The sequence below is a fragment of the Corynebacterium sp. KPL2861 genome, from assembly GCF_040225475.1.
Lineage (GTDB): Bacteria > Actinomycetota > Actinomycetes > Mycobacteriales > Mycobacteriaceae > Corynebacterium.
This window is the reverse complement of sequence record NZ_JBEHFW010000008.1, coordinates 98,531-111,995: the sequence shown is the minus strand read 5'-3', so window position 1 is coordinate 111,995 and position 13,465 is coordinate 98,531. Positions and strand designations below refer to the sequence as shown.

At 63.0% G+C, this 13,465-nt stretch carries 14 protein-coding genes and 1 pseudogene; 13 read left to right on the top strand and 2 right to left on the bottom strand.

Going from position 1 to position 13,465, the window contains the following annotated elements; translation table 11 throughout:
* Positions 1 to 59: 59 nt before the first annotated feature.
* The gene (locus ABRP84_RS08030; protein ID WP_349853275.1) at positions 60 to 773 is read right to left on the bottom strand and encodes an endonuclease domain-containing protein; all 714 of its coding nucleotides are present in this window, start codon (positions 771 to 773) and stop codon (positions 60 to 62) included.
* A gap of 413 nt (positions 774 to 1,186) precedes the next feature.
* Complete coding sequence (locus ABRP84_RS08025) at positions 1,187 to 1,660, bottom strand: inorganic diphosphatase (protein WP_349853274.1); 474 nt, start codon at positions 1,658 to 1,660, stop codon at positions 1,187 to 1,189.
* Between the two features lie 82 nt (positions 1,661 to 1,742).
* Here ABRP84_RS08025 and dacB point away from each other — a divergent pair, with 82 nt between their 5' ends.
* The 13 genes and pseudogenes from dacB to ABRP84_RS07960 all read left to right on the top strand — a co-directional run bounded on the left by dacB (position 1,743) and on the right by ABRP84_RS07960 (position 13,389).
* The gene (dacB, locus tag ABRP84_RS08020) at positions 1,743 to 3,029 is read left to right on the top strand and encodes a D-alanyl-D-alanine carboxypeptidase/D-alanyl-D-alanine endopeptidase (RefSeq protein ID WP_034659560.1); all 1,287 of its coding nucleotides are present in this window, start codon (positions 1,743 to 1,745) and stop codon (positions 3,027 to 3,029) included.
* On the top strand, positions 3,030 to 4,010 hold the full coding sequence (gene tilS / locus ABRP84_RS08015; protein WP_023023963.1) for a tRNA lysidine(34) synthetase TilS: 981 nt from the start codon (positions 3,030 to 3,032) through the stop codon (positions 4,008 to 4,010).
* 12 nt (positions 4,011 to 4,022) lie between these two features.
* Entirely contained in the window at positions 4,023 to 4,610 is a 588-nt protein-coding gene (gene hpt / locus ABRP84_RS08010; protein WP_349853273.1) for a hypoxanthine phosphoribosyltransferase, read from the top strand.
* Between the two features lie 12 nt (positions 4,611 to 4,622).
* On the top strand, positions 4,623 to 7,010 hold the full coding sequence (ftsH, locus tag ABRP84_RS08005; protein ID WP_349853272.1) for an ATP-dependent zinc metalloprotease FtsH: 2,388 nt from the start codon (positions 4,623 to 4,625) through the stop codon (positions 7,008 to 7,010).
* Between the two features lie 11 nt (positions 7,011 to 7,021).
* Positions 7,022 to 7,630: a GTP cyclohydrolase I FolE gene (folE, locus tag ABRP84_RS08000; RefSeq protein ID WP_349853271.1), complete on the top strand. Its 609-nt coding sequence runs from the start codon at positions 7,022 to 7,024 to the stop codon at positions 7,628 to 7,630.
* 41 nt (positions 7,631 to 7,671) lie between these two features.
* Positions 7,672 to 8,631 carry a dihydropteroate synthase gene (gene folP, locus ABRP84_RS07995; protein ID WP_349853270.1) on the top strand — a complete coding sequence of 320 codons (960 nt, stop codon included), beginning with the start codon at positions 7,672 to 7,674 and terminating at the stop codon, positions 8,629 to 8,631.
* A 2-nt stretch (positions 8,632 to 8,633) separates the two neighbouring features.
* A pseudogene (folB, locus tag ABRP84_RS07990) lies at positions 8,634 to 9,008 on the top strand (dihydroneopterin aldolase); the annotation flags it as partial.
* Positions 9,009 to 9,103: 95 nt separating this feature from the next.
* Positions 9,104 to 9,589 carry a 2-amino-4-hydroxy-6-hydroxymethyldihydropteridine diphosphokinase gene (gene folK, locus ABRP84_RS07985; RefSeq protein WP_349853268.1) on the top strand — a complete coding sequence of 162 codons (486 nt, stop codon included), beginning with the start codon at positions 9,104 to 9,106 and terminating at the stop codon, positions 9,587 to 9,589.
* Positions 9,586 to 10,059 (top strand): DUF3180 domain-containing protein, encoded by a 474-nt coding sequence (locus ABRP84_RS07980; protein WP_023023950.1) that lies wholly within the window; start codon positions 9,586 to 9,588, stop codon positions 10,057 to 10,059. The genes folK and ABRP84_RS07980 overlap by 4 nt, the downstream gene beginning before the upstream one ends.
* Before the next feature lie 5 nt (positions 10,060 to 10,064).
* Entirely contained in the window at positions 10,065 to 11,165 is a 1,101-nt protein-coding gene (locus ABRP84_RS07975; RefSeq protein ID WP_349853266.1) for a DUF6779 domain-containing protein, read from the top strand.
* On the top strand, positions 11,166 to 11,840 hold the full coding sequence (locus tag ABRP84_RS07970; protein WP_284771715.1) for a Rossmann-fold NAD(P)-binding domain-containing protein: 675 nt from the start codon (positions 11,166 to 11,168) through the stop codon (positions 11,838 to 11,840).
* Positions 11,837 to 12,778, top strand: a complete 942-nt coding sequence (locus ABRP84_RS07965; RefSeq protein WP_349853264.1) for a pantoate--beta-alanine ligase — start codon at positions 11,837 to 11,839, stop codon at positions 12,776 to 12,778. Before ABRP84_RS07970 ends, ABRP84_RS07965 begins: the two co-directional genes overlap by 4 nt.
* Positions 12,778 to 13,389 (top strand): GNAT family N-acetyltransferase, encoded by a 612-nt coding sequence (locus tag ABRP84_RS07960; protein WP_239268440.1) that lies wholly within the window; start codon positions 12,778 to 12,780, stop codon positions 13,387 to 13,389. Before ABRP84_RS07965 ends, ABRP84_RS07960 begins: the two co-directional genes overlap by 1 nt.
* The last annotated feature ends 76 nt before the right edge of the window (positions 13,390 to 13,465 follow it).

The following is a 13,465-nucleotide window of genomic DNA, read 5'->3' as shown; positions in this document are numbered from 1 at the left end:
TTCGGTCGCCTTGGGCTTTGCTTTACTGAGCTTAGCTCGCCCTGGGCCCGGCCTTGGCACTAGCGCCGCGCGCCTTCATGCCTCCACAAGCGGTGCCATTGCCACGGCGGCCGCGCAAAGGGCCGCTTATTCTTCGCCGTGGCCAGTACCTGCTGCACCACGAAATCCGGGTAGTGGTCAATCGTCGTCGCGGTGAAGTGGAGGGGCTTCCAGCCGCGATGGACGGCATCGTTAAGCTTGTGCCTGTCCAACTCAAACTGGCGGCGGTTTTCTCCCCGGTGGTAGGCGTAGCCATCGACCTCGATGGCTATCTTGTGCTCCTCAATCACCAGATCCCAGTGGTAGGGGCCTATTTTTATGTTGTTATGCACCGTGAAATGCGGCGCGAGGGCGCGCGTTAATTGGCGCTCCGGCACGCTATCCGTGCCGATGATCGCCCTGTCCAGGGCACGCTTTACCGGCCGCGGAAACCGCTGGTAGTCCAGCTTATTTAGCTCCAGCCGTTGGAGTCCGTCCTTGCCGGAATAAAAGTCCTCGAGGAAGGCAACCGCATCATCCTCCGGCATCGCCTCGACCGCCTGCAGCGGATTGCACACGGTGACGCCGTCCCAGGTCAACGCGCCCTTCGGCCGGGCGCGGCGTGAAGTGAAGTACTTACTCGACGGCAGCGATGAGCTGCGCAAGAACTCCAGCGGAAAGTGCAGCGGCTTTTCGACGTGCTTGAGCGCCGCCGAGTAGCCGTCGAGCGCACAATCCGGCCATTGCTCGCTCATGATGCGCGCGAGCTGGTTCGGCGTCGGCTCCTCTGACAGGCAGAAGCCGTTCGCAATCCGGACGGCGCCGTGTCGTACCGCTTGCTGAGCGGCACTTTTCCCCCGAAAAATTTCCATTCGTATCCCTCGATCCCCCGAAACGAAGGTTGTGCGGCCCGTTTGGGCGGTTTTCAGCGCGGCTGGGCGTTTGGGTGGTGCTTGGTTGGTGCGTTTTGATGCCTGTTTGGTGCGTTTTGACAAATAGTGGCCGCAAACCCCATGGTTTCCGTGGCCTATTTGCAAAAACGCATCAGCTGGCCGCCAAGAACGCATCACGCGGCCACCAAAAACTCATCAGCTGGCCGCCACAGCAGGTTTCTTGGCCGCGAAAATCCGCGGCCAACCCCCCGAAGCCCCCGAGAAACCCCCGCAGCCTACTTCAGGCGAGCCTTGGCGTCTTCCAGAATCTTCTCGGCCTCGGCCTTGTCGCCCCAGCCGGAGCCGGAAACTTCCTTGTTGGACTCGAGGTCCTTGTAGTGGACGAAGAAGTGCTCGATTTCGTCCTTGATGTGCTGTTCCACATCATCGATGTCCTGGTAGCGCTCCCAGCGTGGGTCATCGATGACGGCAAGCAGCTTGTCGTCGCCGCCGGCCTCATCGGTCATCTTGAACACGCCGACGATGCGGGCTTCAACGATGACACCGGGGAAAACGGGCTCGGGGAGGATGACGAGGGCGTCGAGGGGGTCGCCGTCTTCGCCAAGCGTGTGGTCGATGAAGCCGTAGTCGGCGGGGTAGGCCATTGGGGTGAACAGGTAGCGGTCCAGGTAGACCTTGCCGGACTCGTGGTCCACCTCGTACTTATTGCGGGAGCCCTTTGGGATTTCAATGGTTACTTCAACGCTCACAGCGATGTCCTCCATGTGGGATTGGGTGTTAATTACCGTCAATAGTCTAGCGCGTCGCCCATCCGCGCTAGGGTTGGTGGCGATGAAAGCTAAGAAGGTTTGGTGGTCAGTAACCGCGCTGGTGGTCACGGCGGCGGTCGGGGGCACGGCTGCGCTGGGGGTTACCATCCAGCGCGAGTACGGCGATCTTTCGCATGGCGAGGCCGAAACGGTCCAGGCCCCGGAGAATCCCCTGCAGCCGGCTAAGGCGCAGGACGTGGATTTTGCGGCGCTCAGCGCGAAGCTCGATGAGCTGGGCAAGAACGAGGATTTGGCCACCTTTGGCGGGCAGGTCATCGATAGTGAGACCGGCACGGTGGTGTGGGAGCGCGATGCAGATAAGGCGCTGACCCCGGCTTCCTCGACGAAGGTGCTGACCACCGCCGCGGCAACGCTCGCCCTGGATGAGTCGAAGCGGATTACCACCAAGGTCTACCGCGGCAAGGACCCGAACAACGTGGTGATCAAGGCGGCTGGCGATGCCTGGATGACCAACGAGCAGCTCGATGACCTGGCGGATCAGATTAAAAAGACCGGTACCCAGGTCGCGGGCGTGTACATCGATACCTCCGCGTGGGCGGGCGAGCCGCAGGCACCGGGCTGGGATCCGGAAAACGTCGATGAGGGCTTCGTCGCGCCCATGGAACCGGCCATGCTGTATGGCGGGCGCATTGGCGCTACGGAGGGCGATGTGCCGCGCAGTCACACCCCGGCCCTCGACGTCGCGGGCGAGCTGGCCAAGCGCCTGGGCACGGATAAATTCGCCGCGGGCACGATGGCTGACGGTGCGGAGGAGCTGGCCAGCGTCGAGTCGGATCCCCTGGGCGAGCGTGCGCTGGAGATGGTGCGGCATTCCGATAACGTCATGGCAGAGGCAATTGCCCGCGAGCTTGCCGATGCCCGCGGCAAGCAGCCCAGCTTCCAAGCCGATACCCAAGCCACGCTGGACGTGCTGCGCGAGCACGGGTTCGATGTAAGTGGCGTGGATATCAAGGACAACTCGGGTCTTTCGGTAGATAACCGGTTGAGCGCGAGCGTGCTGGCTGAGATTGTCAACGGCGCGGTGGAGGACCCGCAGCTGCGCCCCTTGGCTGCGTATTTGCCGGTAGCAGGAGGTGACGGCACGCTGCACGAGCGCTACGGGGAGTCCACGGCGCGCGGGTTTGTCCGGGCGAAGACCGGCACATTGACCGGCGTATCCGCGCTGGCGGGCACCGCGCAAGGCCAATCCGGACGCGTGTATTCCTTTGCGTTCTTGGTCAATGATGGCGAGATTATGGCGGCTCGCGCGGCCCAAGACGACCTCGCTGCGGCGCTGCATGAGTTCTAAATGAGCCCACAGCCTGGAGTAACGCCGTTTTGGCCGCGGGTCTCACCGCACTTTTTGGCCTGCCGGCGCGCGGTCCGCGCGGCAAAGATGGAACACACCGTGGCGGTGGGGCTTTCCGGCGGCGCGGATTCTTTAGCGCTGTGCGCGGCGATGATCGCGGAGGGCCACGATGTCATCGCGCTGTGCGTCGACCACGGTTTGCAGGACGGTTCGCGTGCGCAGGCTGAGAAGGCGGCTCGGCAAGCAGAGAGCTTGGGCGCGCGGGCGCGGGTGCTCGTGGTACAGGTGCCGGACGAAGCGGGGAATTCGCTGGAAGCGGTGGCTCGGCAAGAGCGCTACCGAGCGATGTCCGCGGCCGCGCGCGAAGACGGAGCTTCGCGCAGAGGAGGAAGGTCGTTGGAGATTGCCGTGGCGCATACGGCCGATGACCAGGCGGAAACGCTCCTTCTTGGAGCCCTGCGCGGCCGGGTGGCCGGCATGCCGGAGCGGACAGTAGTGGAAGGCGCGCGGGTAGTGCGGCCATTTCTGCAGGTGCGCCGTGCCGATACGGAGGGCGCGTGCGCGGAGCTGGGGTTAGAGGTGTGGCAGGACCCGCAGAACGCGGATACGGATTTTCGGCGGGTAGCGCTGCGCCGGGAAATCATCCCGGAGCTATCGCGGGTAATGGGCGGTGATGCGGTACCGGCGTTGGCGCAAGCGGCGATGGATACCGCGCGCGATGAAGGATACCTCGCCACGCCGGCCACCGCGGACTGTGCGGAATTGGCCGCGCTGCCGGAGCCGCGACGCCGGCGCGCTATTGCGGCCTGGCTTGTCGAGCGGGGAGTGAAGGTGACGAGGGAGGGGCTTGGGGGCATCGGCAAGCTGTGTACCAACTGGCACGGACAAGGGCCGGTGGCTGTGAGTTCGGCGCGGCAAGCGGGGCAGAGGTTGGAAGTAGCACGTATAGGTGGCAAACTGGCACTATTGTCTGGTCATTAAAGGAGCGCACTCGTGCACGACAAGAAAGACTTCGCCGTCCCCGCAAACCGCTACGGAGACGATGTAGAAGCAATCCTCATCACGGAAGAGGAAATTAAAGACCGCGTCCAGCAGCTGGCGGATGCGGTATCTGAGAAATATGCCGACGCCGAGCAGGACCTGCTTTTGGTCTGCGTATTAAAGGGTGCGGCCTTTTTCCTGACGGACTTCGCGCGCAAGCTATCCATCCCCTCGGAGCTGGAGTTTATGGCCGTCTTCTCGTACGGCGCCTCCACGTCTTCTTCAGGGGTGGTGCGCATCTTGAAGGACTTGGACCGTGATATCGCCGGGCGCGATGTGGTCATCGTGGAAGACATCATCGACTCGGGCCTGACGCTATCCTGGCTCATTCGCAACCTGCGGGGGCGCAACCCGAAGTCGCTCAACGTGGTGACCTTGTTGCGCAAGCCGGAAGTGGTAAAAGCGCAGATCGATCTGCTCGATGTCGGCTTTGATATCCCCAATGAATTCGTCATTGGCTATGGCCTTGACTACGCGGAACGCTACCGCGACCTGCCCTTTGTGGGCACCCTTCACCCTGATGTCTATACCACCAACTAAAATCGCGCAGTAATGAAAAACAATAAACTCCTTCGCTACGGCGGCATTGCGGCGCTGATCCTCGTAGCGCTGTATGCCTTTACGTTCTTTAGCAACGAGACCCGCGGATATGTGGACACGGATACCTCCGTGGCCCTGAAACAGCTGCAGGATAAAAACGTTGACGAGGTAGAAATTGATGACCGCGAGCAGCGCCTGCGCATCAAGCTCAAGGACGAAATCACGGTAGAAGAGCGCGAGGGCGTACAAGAGATCGTGTCTCAGTACCCCGCGCGCGCCTCCGAGCAGGTCTTTGATGCGGTCAAGGATTCGGGTGCGGAGAAGTATCAGACCAATGTCACCCAGGATTCCTTCTTGGGCTCCATGCTCAGCTTCCTGCTGCCGATGGTCATCCTCTTCGCCCTGCTGTTCTGGCTCATGTCCCGCATGCAGCAGGGTGCAGGCGGCATGTTCGGCATCGGCAGCTCCAAGGCCAAGGAGCTGACCAAGGATATGCCGACCAATACCTTCGAGGACGTTGCCGGCGCCGATGAAGCCGTGGATGAGCTGCAGGAAATCAAGGACTTCCTTGATGATCCTTCCCGTTATTACGAGCTCGGCGCGAAGATTCCGCGTGGCGTGCTGCTTTATGGCCCTCCGGGTACCGGTAAGACCCTGTTGGCCCGCGCCGTTGCGGGCGAGGCCGGCGTGCCTTTTTATTCCATCTCCGGTTCGGACTTCGTGGAGATGTTCGTCGGTGTCGGTGCCTCCCGCGTGCGTGACCTGTTCAAACAGGCCAAAGAGCACAGCCCGTGCATCATCTTCGTGGACGAGATCGACGCCGTGGGGCGCCAGCGCGGATCCGGTACCGGCGGCGGGCACGATGAGCGCGAGCAGACCCTGAACCAGCTGCTGGTGGAGATGGACGGCTTTGGCGATCGCGAGGGCGTTATCCTCATCGCGGCCACCAACCGCCCAGATATTTTGGACCCCGCATTGCTGCGCCCGGGCCGTTTCGACCGCCAGATTCCGGTCACCAACCCGGATCTGGCCGGCCGTGAGCAGATCCTGCGCGTCCACGCCAAGGACAAGCCTTTGGCGGAAGAGGTCGATGTGGCGCAGCTGGCCAAGCGCACCGCCGGCATGTCCGGTGCGGACCTTGCCAATGTGCTTAACGAGGCCGCGCTTCTCACCGCCCGCATCGGCGGCAATGTCATTACCTATGACGCGCTGGAAGAGGCCACCGACCGCGTGGTGGGCGGTCCACGGCGCCAGGGCAAGATCATCTCCGAGCACGAGAAGAAGGTCACCGCCTACCACGAGGGCGGCCACACCCTGTCCGCGTGGGCGCTCAAGGATATCGAGCGCGTGTACAAGGTCACCATCCTGGCCCGCGGCCGCACTGGTGGCCACGCCATGACCTCGCAGGAAGACGACAAGGGTATGTACACCCGCGACGAGCTGTTTTCCCGCTTGGTCTTTGCCATGGGTGGCCGCGCCGCCGAGGAATTGGTCTTCGGCGCTCCCACCACGGGTGCGTCCTCCGATATCGAGAACGCCACCAAGATCGCCCGCGCGATGCTGACCGAATACGGCTTTTCTCCTGACTTGGGCACCGTCAAGTACGGCCAGGAGCAGGGCGATCCGTTCAGCCAGATGGGCGGGGGTGGCGGCTCCATCGATTACTCGGATGACCTTGCCTCCAAGATCGACCAGCAGATGCGCTACCTCCTCGAGCGCGCGCACGAGCAGGCCTACGACATCCTGCGCACCAACCGCGAGTTCTTGGACAAGCTGGCCGAGGCCCTCCTTGAGAAGGAGACCCTGCGCCGGCCAGACCTGGAGAGCATCTTCAACGGCATCGTGCCGCGCGATGCCTATGATGTCTTCCCCGGCGAAGACGATCGCTTCCCGCGCCAGCTCGGTTACGCGCCGGTCAAGACGCCGGTCGAGCTGGCCAAGGAGCGCGGCGAGGAACTTCCTAAACGCATGACGCTTCTCGATGCCTCCCGTGCCGCCCGCGAGCGCCGCCTCGCCGGCGAAGAGATCAAGGGCGAGGTTGGCTTTAACTTTGGCCAGCACGCCGGTGACTACGTGAACCCCGAAACCGTGCGCGAGTTGCACGGCGGCGGCGATTCCGAGGACCGCAGCGGCCGCAGCGATGGCCGCAGCGGCCGAAACAACCAGAGCGACCGCGCCGACCGGAGCGACCGCGACGGTAACGTCCACAACGCCGGCGAAAACCGCGGGGAGCGCGACGGTGGGGAAGGGCGATCGGATTCGGCATCGGAAAGCAGGGGCAAGCACCACAAGCCAGAGGGAGAAACCAGCCAATGGTTCACCCCTGGCTGGAATGAATCTTCCCGCCGCGATAACCCCTACGCGCGCGATGCGGAAAAGCCGCGCGATGATAAAGAGTAAGAAGTACGTGCATGTCTGAAAATCACACTGATAACCAGCAGGTGCCCGCCCGCGCGCCGTATGACCAGGAGCGGGCGGAGGCGGCAGTTCGCGAGCTGCTCTTTGCCGTGGGCGAGGATCCTGACCGCGAAGGCCTGCGCGAAACCCCGGCACGCGTGGCCCGCGCCTACCGTGAGGTATTCGCTGGCCTGCACGAGGATCCGACGGAGGTGCTGCACAAGACCTTCGCCGAGGACCACCAGGAACTGGTCCTGGTGCGCGATATTCCCATCTACTCCACCTGCGAGCACCACCTCGTGCCGTTTTATGGGGTGGCGCATATTGGCTATATCCCCGGCAAGGATGGGCACGTCACCGGGCTGAGCAAGCTGGCGCGTCTGGCGGATATGTACGCCAAGCGCCCGCAGGTCCAAGAGCGCCTGACCCAGCAGATTGCCGATGCCCTCGTGAATGTCCTCGAGGCCCAGTCCGTCATCGTGGTCATCGAGTGCGAGCACTTGTGCATGGCCATGCGCGGCATCCGCAAGCCGGGCGCGACCACAACGACCTCCGCGGTGCGCGGCGGGTTCAAAAATAACGCCGCCTCGCGCGCGGAAGTGTTGAGCTTCATTCGTACGTAGCGCGTACGCAGTCGAGTTTGTCGAGCGAAAAGGAGAACGCAGTGCACCCGGCTTCCTCAGTTGGAGAATTGACCATCGCGAAGCGCACGCTCGTCATGGGCATCGTGAATGTTACGAAGGACTCCTTTTCCGATGGCGGGCGGTGGCTCGACTTTGACGCCGCCACCAATCATGCCCGCGAGCTGGTGGAACAGGGTGCGGACATGATCGATGTGGGCGGCGAATCCACCCGCCCGGGCGCAGTGCGCGTGGACGCGCAGGAAGAAGCCGACCGCGTGGTCCCGGTCATCCAGGCGCTGCACGAGCAGGGCATTCGCACCTCGGTGGATACAATGCGCGCCTCGGTTGCCACTGCGGCGGCAGCGGCCGGGGTGGACATGATTAATGATGTCTCCGGCGGCCTCGCCGATCCTGAGATGTATGCCGCCATGGCCGATGCCGGCGTTCCCGTCTGCCTCATGCACTGGCGCACGCTCCAAGAAGGCGCGTTCGGATCCGCAGCGGGCACGGCGGATCACGGTGGCGATGTGGTGCGCGACGTACACGAGACCCTCGCCCGCCTGAGCAATAACGCCCTGGATGCGGGCGTGAAAAAGGAAAATATCGTGCTGGACCCGGGCCTGGGCTTTGCCAAGAGCCCCCAGGATAACTGGGCACTGCTTAAGGCCCTGCCCGAGTTTCTAGATGGCGAATTTCCCATCCTGGTGGGTGCCTCGCGCAAGCGCTTCCTCGCCGCTATCCGGGAAGACCGCGGGGTAGAGGCGAGCCCTTTGCTTGCCGATCCCGCCACCGCCGCCGTGACCGCCATTTCCGCCCAGATGGGCGCGTGGGGCGTGCGCGTGCACGAGGTGGGCGTATCCCGCGATGCCGTCGACGTGGCCGCCGCGTGGAACGCCGGCGAGTCCTATGTAGGCGGCGCCAATGCCACCGGCAGCTACCGCAATGCCGCCACCGGCACGGGCACAGTGACCTCTACCGCGATGGGTACGGAAAGGAATTAACCATGGCAGATCGCATCGAATTAACCGGCCTGGAGTGCTTTGGCTACCACGGCGTCTTTGATGAGGAAAAGCGCACCGGCCAGCCCTTCATCGTCGATATCACCTGCTGGTCCGAGTTTGCCGAGGCCGCAGCTCACGATGATCTGACCAAGACCATCAATTACGCAGAGCTTGCCGATGTCACCGCCAGCATCGTCGAAGGCCCCTCCCGCGACCTCATTGAGACCGTCGCCAGCGAGGTGGCCGATACCATCATGGAATCCTTCGCCGACCTGCACGCGGTGGAAGTGACCGTGCACAAGCCCAAGGCGCCGATCCCGCGCACTTTTGCCGATGTCGCCGTCGTCGCCCGCCGCTCCCGCAAGCACGCGCGTACCGGAGCCCCACGGTCCGCCTCGCAGGCAGGCACTTCGCAGGCCGAGGCACAGCGAGCCGACGCGCAGTGCCCCGACACGAACCCCGGGAGTAAGTAATGCGCGCGGTACTATCCATCGGCTCCAATATGGATGACCGCGTGGAGCTTTTGCGCACGGTATTTACCGAGTTCCGCGAGGACATCGTGGCGGCCTCGCCCGTCTATGCCACCCCGCCGTGGGGAGTAACGGACCAGGATGAATTCTTGAATGCGGTGCTCATCGTGGACGTCGAGGAGAGCCCGCTGGAGCTCTTGCGGCGCGGCCAGAAGCTGGAAGAGGCGGCTGAGCGCGTGCGCGTGCGCCACTGGGGCCCGCGCACCCTGGACGTGGACATCGTCGATATCGAGGGCTATAGCTCCTCCGATGCGGAACTTATCGTTCCGCATCCCTATGCCCACGAGCGCGCATTCGTGCTTATACCCTGGTTGGCCGCTGATGCGGTTGCTAAGTTGAAGGGACAGGATGTCTCCGCGCTGGTTGCCGCGTTGGACCCGCAGGAAACCGTCAATATCCACCGCTTGGGCCTGATGGAGGAGTTATGAAACGAACCTCGCTCGGTGCGCTTATCGGTGTTGGGATATTCATGGCAGCCGCGGCGGCCATCCTCACCACGCGCTTTTATGGCTCCATGATGTCCATCCCGGTCACGGTATCTGCCACGCTATGGCTCATGGTGGTGGTGTGCCTGGGGCTTACCTGGAAGGTGGATAAGGCCACCGATGAGGACCACGGCATCGGGCTAGATAATTCGCAGCTTAATCCCATGACCATCGCGCAGTTCATGCTGGTGGGTAAGGCTTCGGCGTGGACGGGCGCGATCGTCGGTGGGCTCTATGCAGGGGTGGCGGTGTATGTCATCCCGAATGCGGGCACCCTTGTCGCGGCTTCCGATGATCTGGTGGGAGTGCTTGCATCCGCGATTGGCGGCATCGCCATGTCTGCGGCTGGCCTGCGATTGGAGCGACACTGTGAGACCCCGCCGCCACCGGACGGGCTTCAAGCGGTACATTAGGGAACATGACTCAGCCGCGCTCTTCTTCCAAAAACTCGTCGTCCTCGCCAGATTGGGGACAAATTGGGATTATCGCCCTCGTCATCTTGGCCGTTATCGCCAGCATCGTCATGCTCATTTCCGGCTCCGCAGCGGCGCTCAAGATTGCGCTGATTGCCGCCCTGTGGGCCGCAGTGGTGGGCTTTTTCTTGGTGATGCGCTACCGCCGCCAGGCCGAGGAATCCGTGACCAAGCTGGAGCTGCAGGAGCGCGCCCACCGCGCGGAGCTCAAGCAGGCCCGCGCAGCCGAAGGCAAGGAGCTGCCGGATCAGCAAATCCTCGATGAGATCCGCACCGAGCTGGCCTCTATCCGGAAGCAGATCGAGGATTTGTCCGGCCACGATTTCACCTACGAGCCAGCCGCCTTGCACGCGGAGGCGCGCCGCATCATGGAGCTGGAGGCGCAGACCGCCGCGGCGTCCCACCACAGGGAAGAAAACGTCGACTTTGAGCAAACCTCTACCGGTGCGCCGTCTGCCGATGCCATCGCTGGCCGCTTGGGCAATCAACCCTCCGGCGCGCACGCGGACTCTAACCCGCTCAATGACATCATCAGCGAAAACACCCGCGCGCAGCGCAGCTCTTCGCGGGCCGATAATGCCGCTAAGCCCGCCCACTCCGAGCAGCTTGCCGATGCCCCCAAGCCCGCCACGTCCAGCGAGGCCGCGGGGGCGAAGGAACCGAAGGACGTTTCCTTCGATACCGGCAGCTTCCAGGCCGTGCGCTGGGATTCGGGTGGGGACTCCAATATCAAGCGCCAAGGCTCTCGGCAGTCGGGCTCTGGCAACGCAGCTCACTCTGGCGCACGAGGTAGCCACCGCAAGCCAGAGGCTGATACCGCAGCCGAGCCCGCTTCCGATGCGGTGACCCAGAACATCCCGCAGCAAACCACAGGCAAGGATGCGCGCGAGGAATATAAGGGCTCGGGACACCACGTGGCCGCCGAGCAGAAGCAATCGGCCTCGCGCCGCCAGCAGCAGACCCGCGGCCGCCGCCGCAGCGATGAACAGCGCGATGGTTCCGTGTCCGTGTCGGAGCTATTGGCACAGATGAAGAAGGATAAATAAATGCGTCCACCGCGCATGCGCGTTGCCCTTTTCGGGCGCAGCCTCGCCGGGATCTCCCTGGCCACTGCCATGGAGCGCGCCGGCCATACCGTGGAGATGCTTGATGATCCGGCCGAGCTTGGCTCCTTCCAGGCACTGATTCTTGCCGTGGGTGAGGCACGGCTGGATGCTGCTGTAGAGCTTGTTGAGGACCACGTACACAAGGGTCTCATCGCTTTTCACACGTGCCTGTCCCGAGGCGTGCAAGGCCTTGACCCGCTGGAGACCCACGGCTGCATCGTGGCGGCCGTCGCACCCATGGCGGGCGGGCGCTGGGCAGTATCCACGCTAGATGAGCTGGGAGAAAACATCGCTGACTTCGTAGTGAGCGAATTCCGGGGGCAGGCAGTGCCGCTTTCCGATGCCGAACGTCCCGCCTTCGCCGCCCGCTCCTACTACATAGAAATGCTTAGCCGCCTGCACCTAGCAGCTGCCGTAGAAGCCAATTTCTTTGCCGAGTTTGATGAGATCCCACCGTCTGAATTCGACATCGATTCAGAAGACATCATCGCAGCCTATCGCGGTGCCACGGATCCCGGAATGCGCCGCCACTACTTAGAAACCGCTCGGCGCTTGGGTGAAGTAGAAGATCGCACCGAATTGGAAATGTGGGCCTTGCAGGAGGAATCCCGATGAGCTTGAAGATGGGACAAGCCACCGTCATCAGCGAGGTCGACCGCATCCGCATGGTGGGTAGCGCGCTGCGCAAGACCGGCCGCCCTGTGGCCTTCGTGCCATTGACCACCGGCGTGCATGCTGGGCATATCGCGCTGGTGCGTGCGGCCCGCCGCATCCGCGGCGCGGTGACTGTCGTGGCGCTCCAAGAACCTCGTGCCGAGGATGTAGATCTCCTGCGCGCCGAGGGCGTGGACGTCATCTGGGATTACACTCCCGAGAAGCTCTGGCCCAATGGTCGCCGGATTACTATCTCGGCTCGCGGCGTCGCCGTCGAACGCGACGCCGCGAACTCCGCCGCTGCCGAGCAGACGCCTGATGCTGAATCTGCACCTGAAGGCTTAGAGCCCGATCTATCAGGCGAGCTCACCCTCTACCTCACGCTGATGATGGCACTATCGCCCACCGATGTCCTCATCGGGGAAAAAGACTACGAGCTCCTCTTGGCCATTCACCATGCGGTGCAGGACCTGCACCTCGGGGTTCGCGTGCAGGGCGTACCCGCCGTGCGCATGCCCGATGGCGTGGTGATGAGCCTGCGCAATACCCGCGTGCCCGAAGATAAGAGGGAGGACGTAGCCGCCCTGTCCGCCGCGCTTACCGCCGGGGCACATGCCGCAGAGGCGGGGGCAGACAAGGTTCGCGAGGTTGCCGCAGGTGTCCTAGAAGCCGCCGGCGTTGAACCGGAATACTTAGAGGTGCGCGGCCGCGATCTGGGCGAGCCACCCGCCGAGGGCGATGCCCGCCTGCTCGTTGCGGCCACCATTGGCGGAGTTAGATTAATTGACAACGTTGGCCTGCCGTTGGGGATTGGTTTCACTAATATTGAAGAGCACGAGGCTAAGGCCGAGCTCGAGCGCGAAAAGCAGCGCGAACAAGACCAATCCCCGGAGGACTAATGACCGAAATCCACATCCGCGACCTCGACCCGCGCGATGAGCCCAAGGCGATTGAGTTTGCCATCGAAGGCATGCACCTGCATTGGTTTGTGAAGAACCCGCGCTTCGAGCGTGCCTACGGCCGTTACTTTTGGGATTTAGAGCGGGCCCAGGCCACCGATATTTTGGCCGCCTATGCCGATGATGGGCGTTTCCTCGGCGTGATTCTGGCATCGATTAAAGGCGAACCAGCGCTGCCGTATCCGTGGTGGCGCAAGGCTTATGTCAAGGCCGTGGATCTCTTCAATAGCCTGCGCCCTGGCGGGCACCGCGGTGACTATGATGCCGCGAACGAGGACATGTTGGTCAGCTACCTGGCCGAAAATACCGTGGACGGAGAGATCGGCTTTCTCGTCGCTGACCCGAACTCGGGTGTAAAAGGCGTGGGCACCGCGCTCATTGAGGCCTTTGAGGAGCGCCACCCCGGCAAGGATATTTACCTTTACACCGACGATGGCTGCACCTATCAGTTCTACGATTCCCGCGGTTTTGAGCGGGTGGGGGAGAAGCAAATCTCCATCGATAAGGACCGCGACCTTACCTGCATGCTGTACGTGCGCCACGTGGCGTGAGGCTACCGCGTCACGCCACGCAAACGAGCGCAGCTTCACGCTACGCAAACGAACGGAGCGTCACGCCACGCAACGC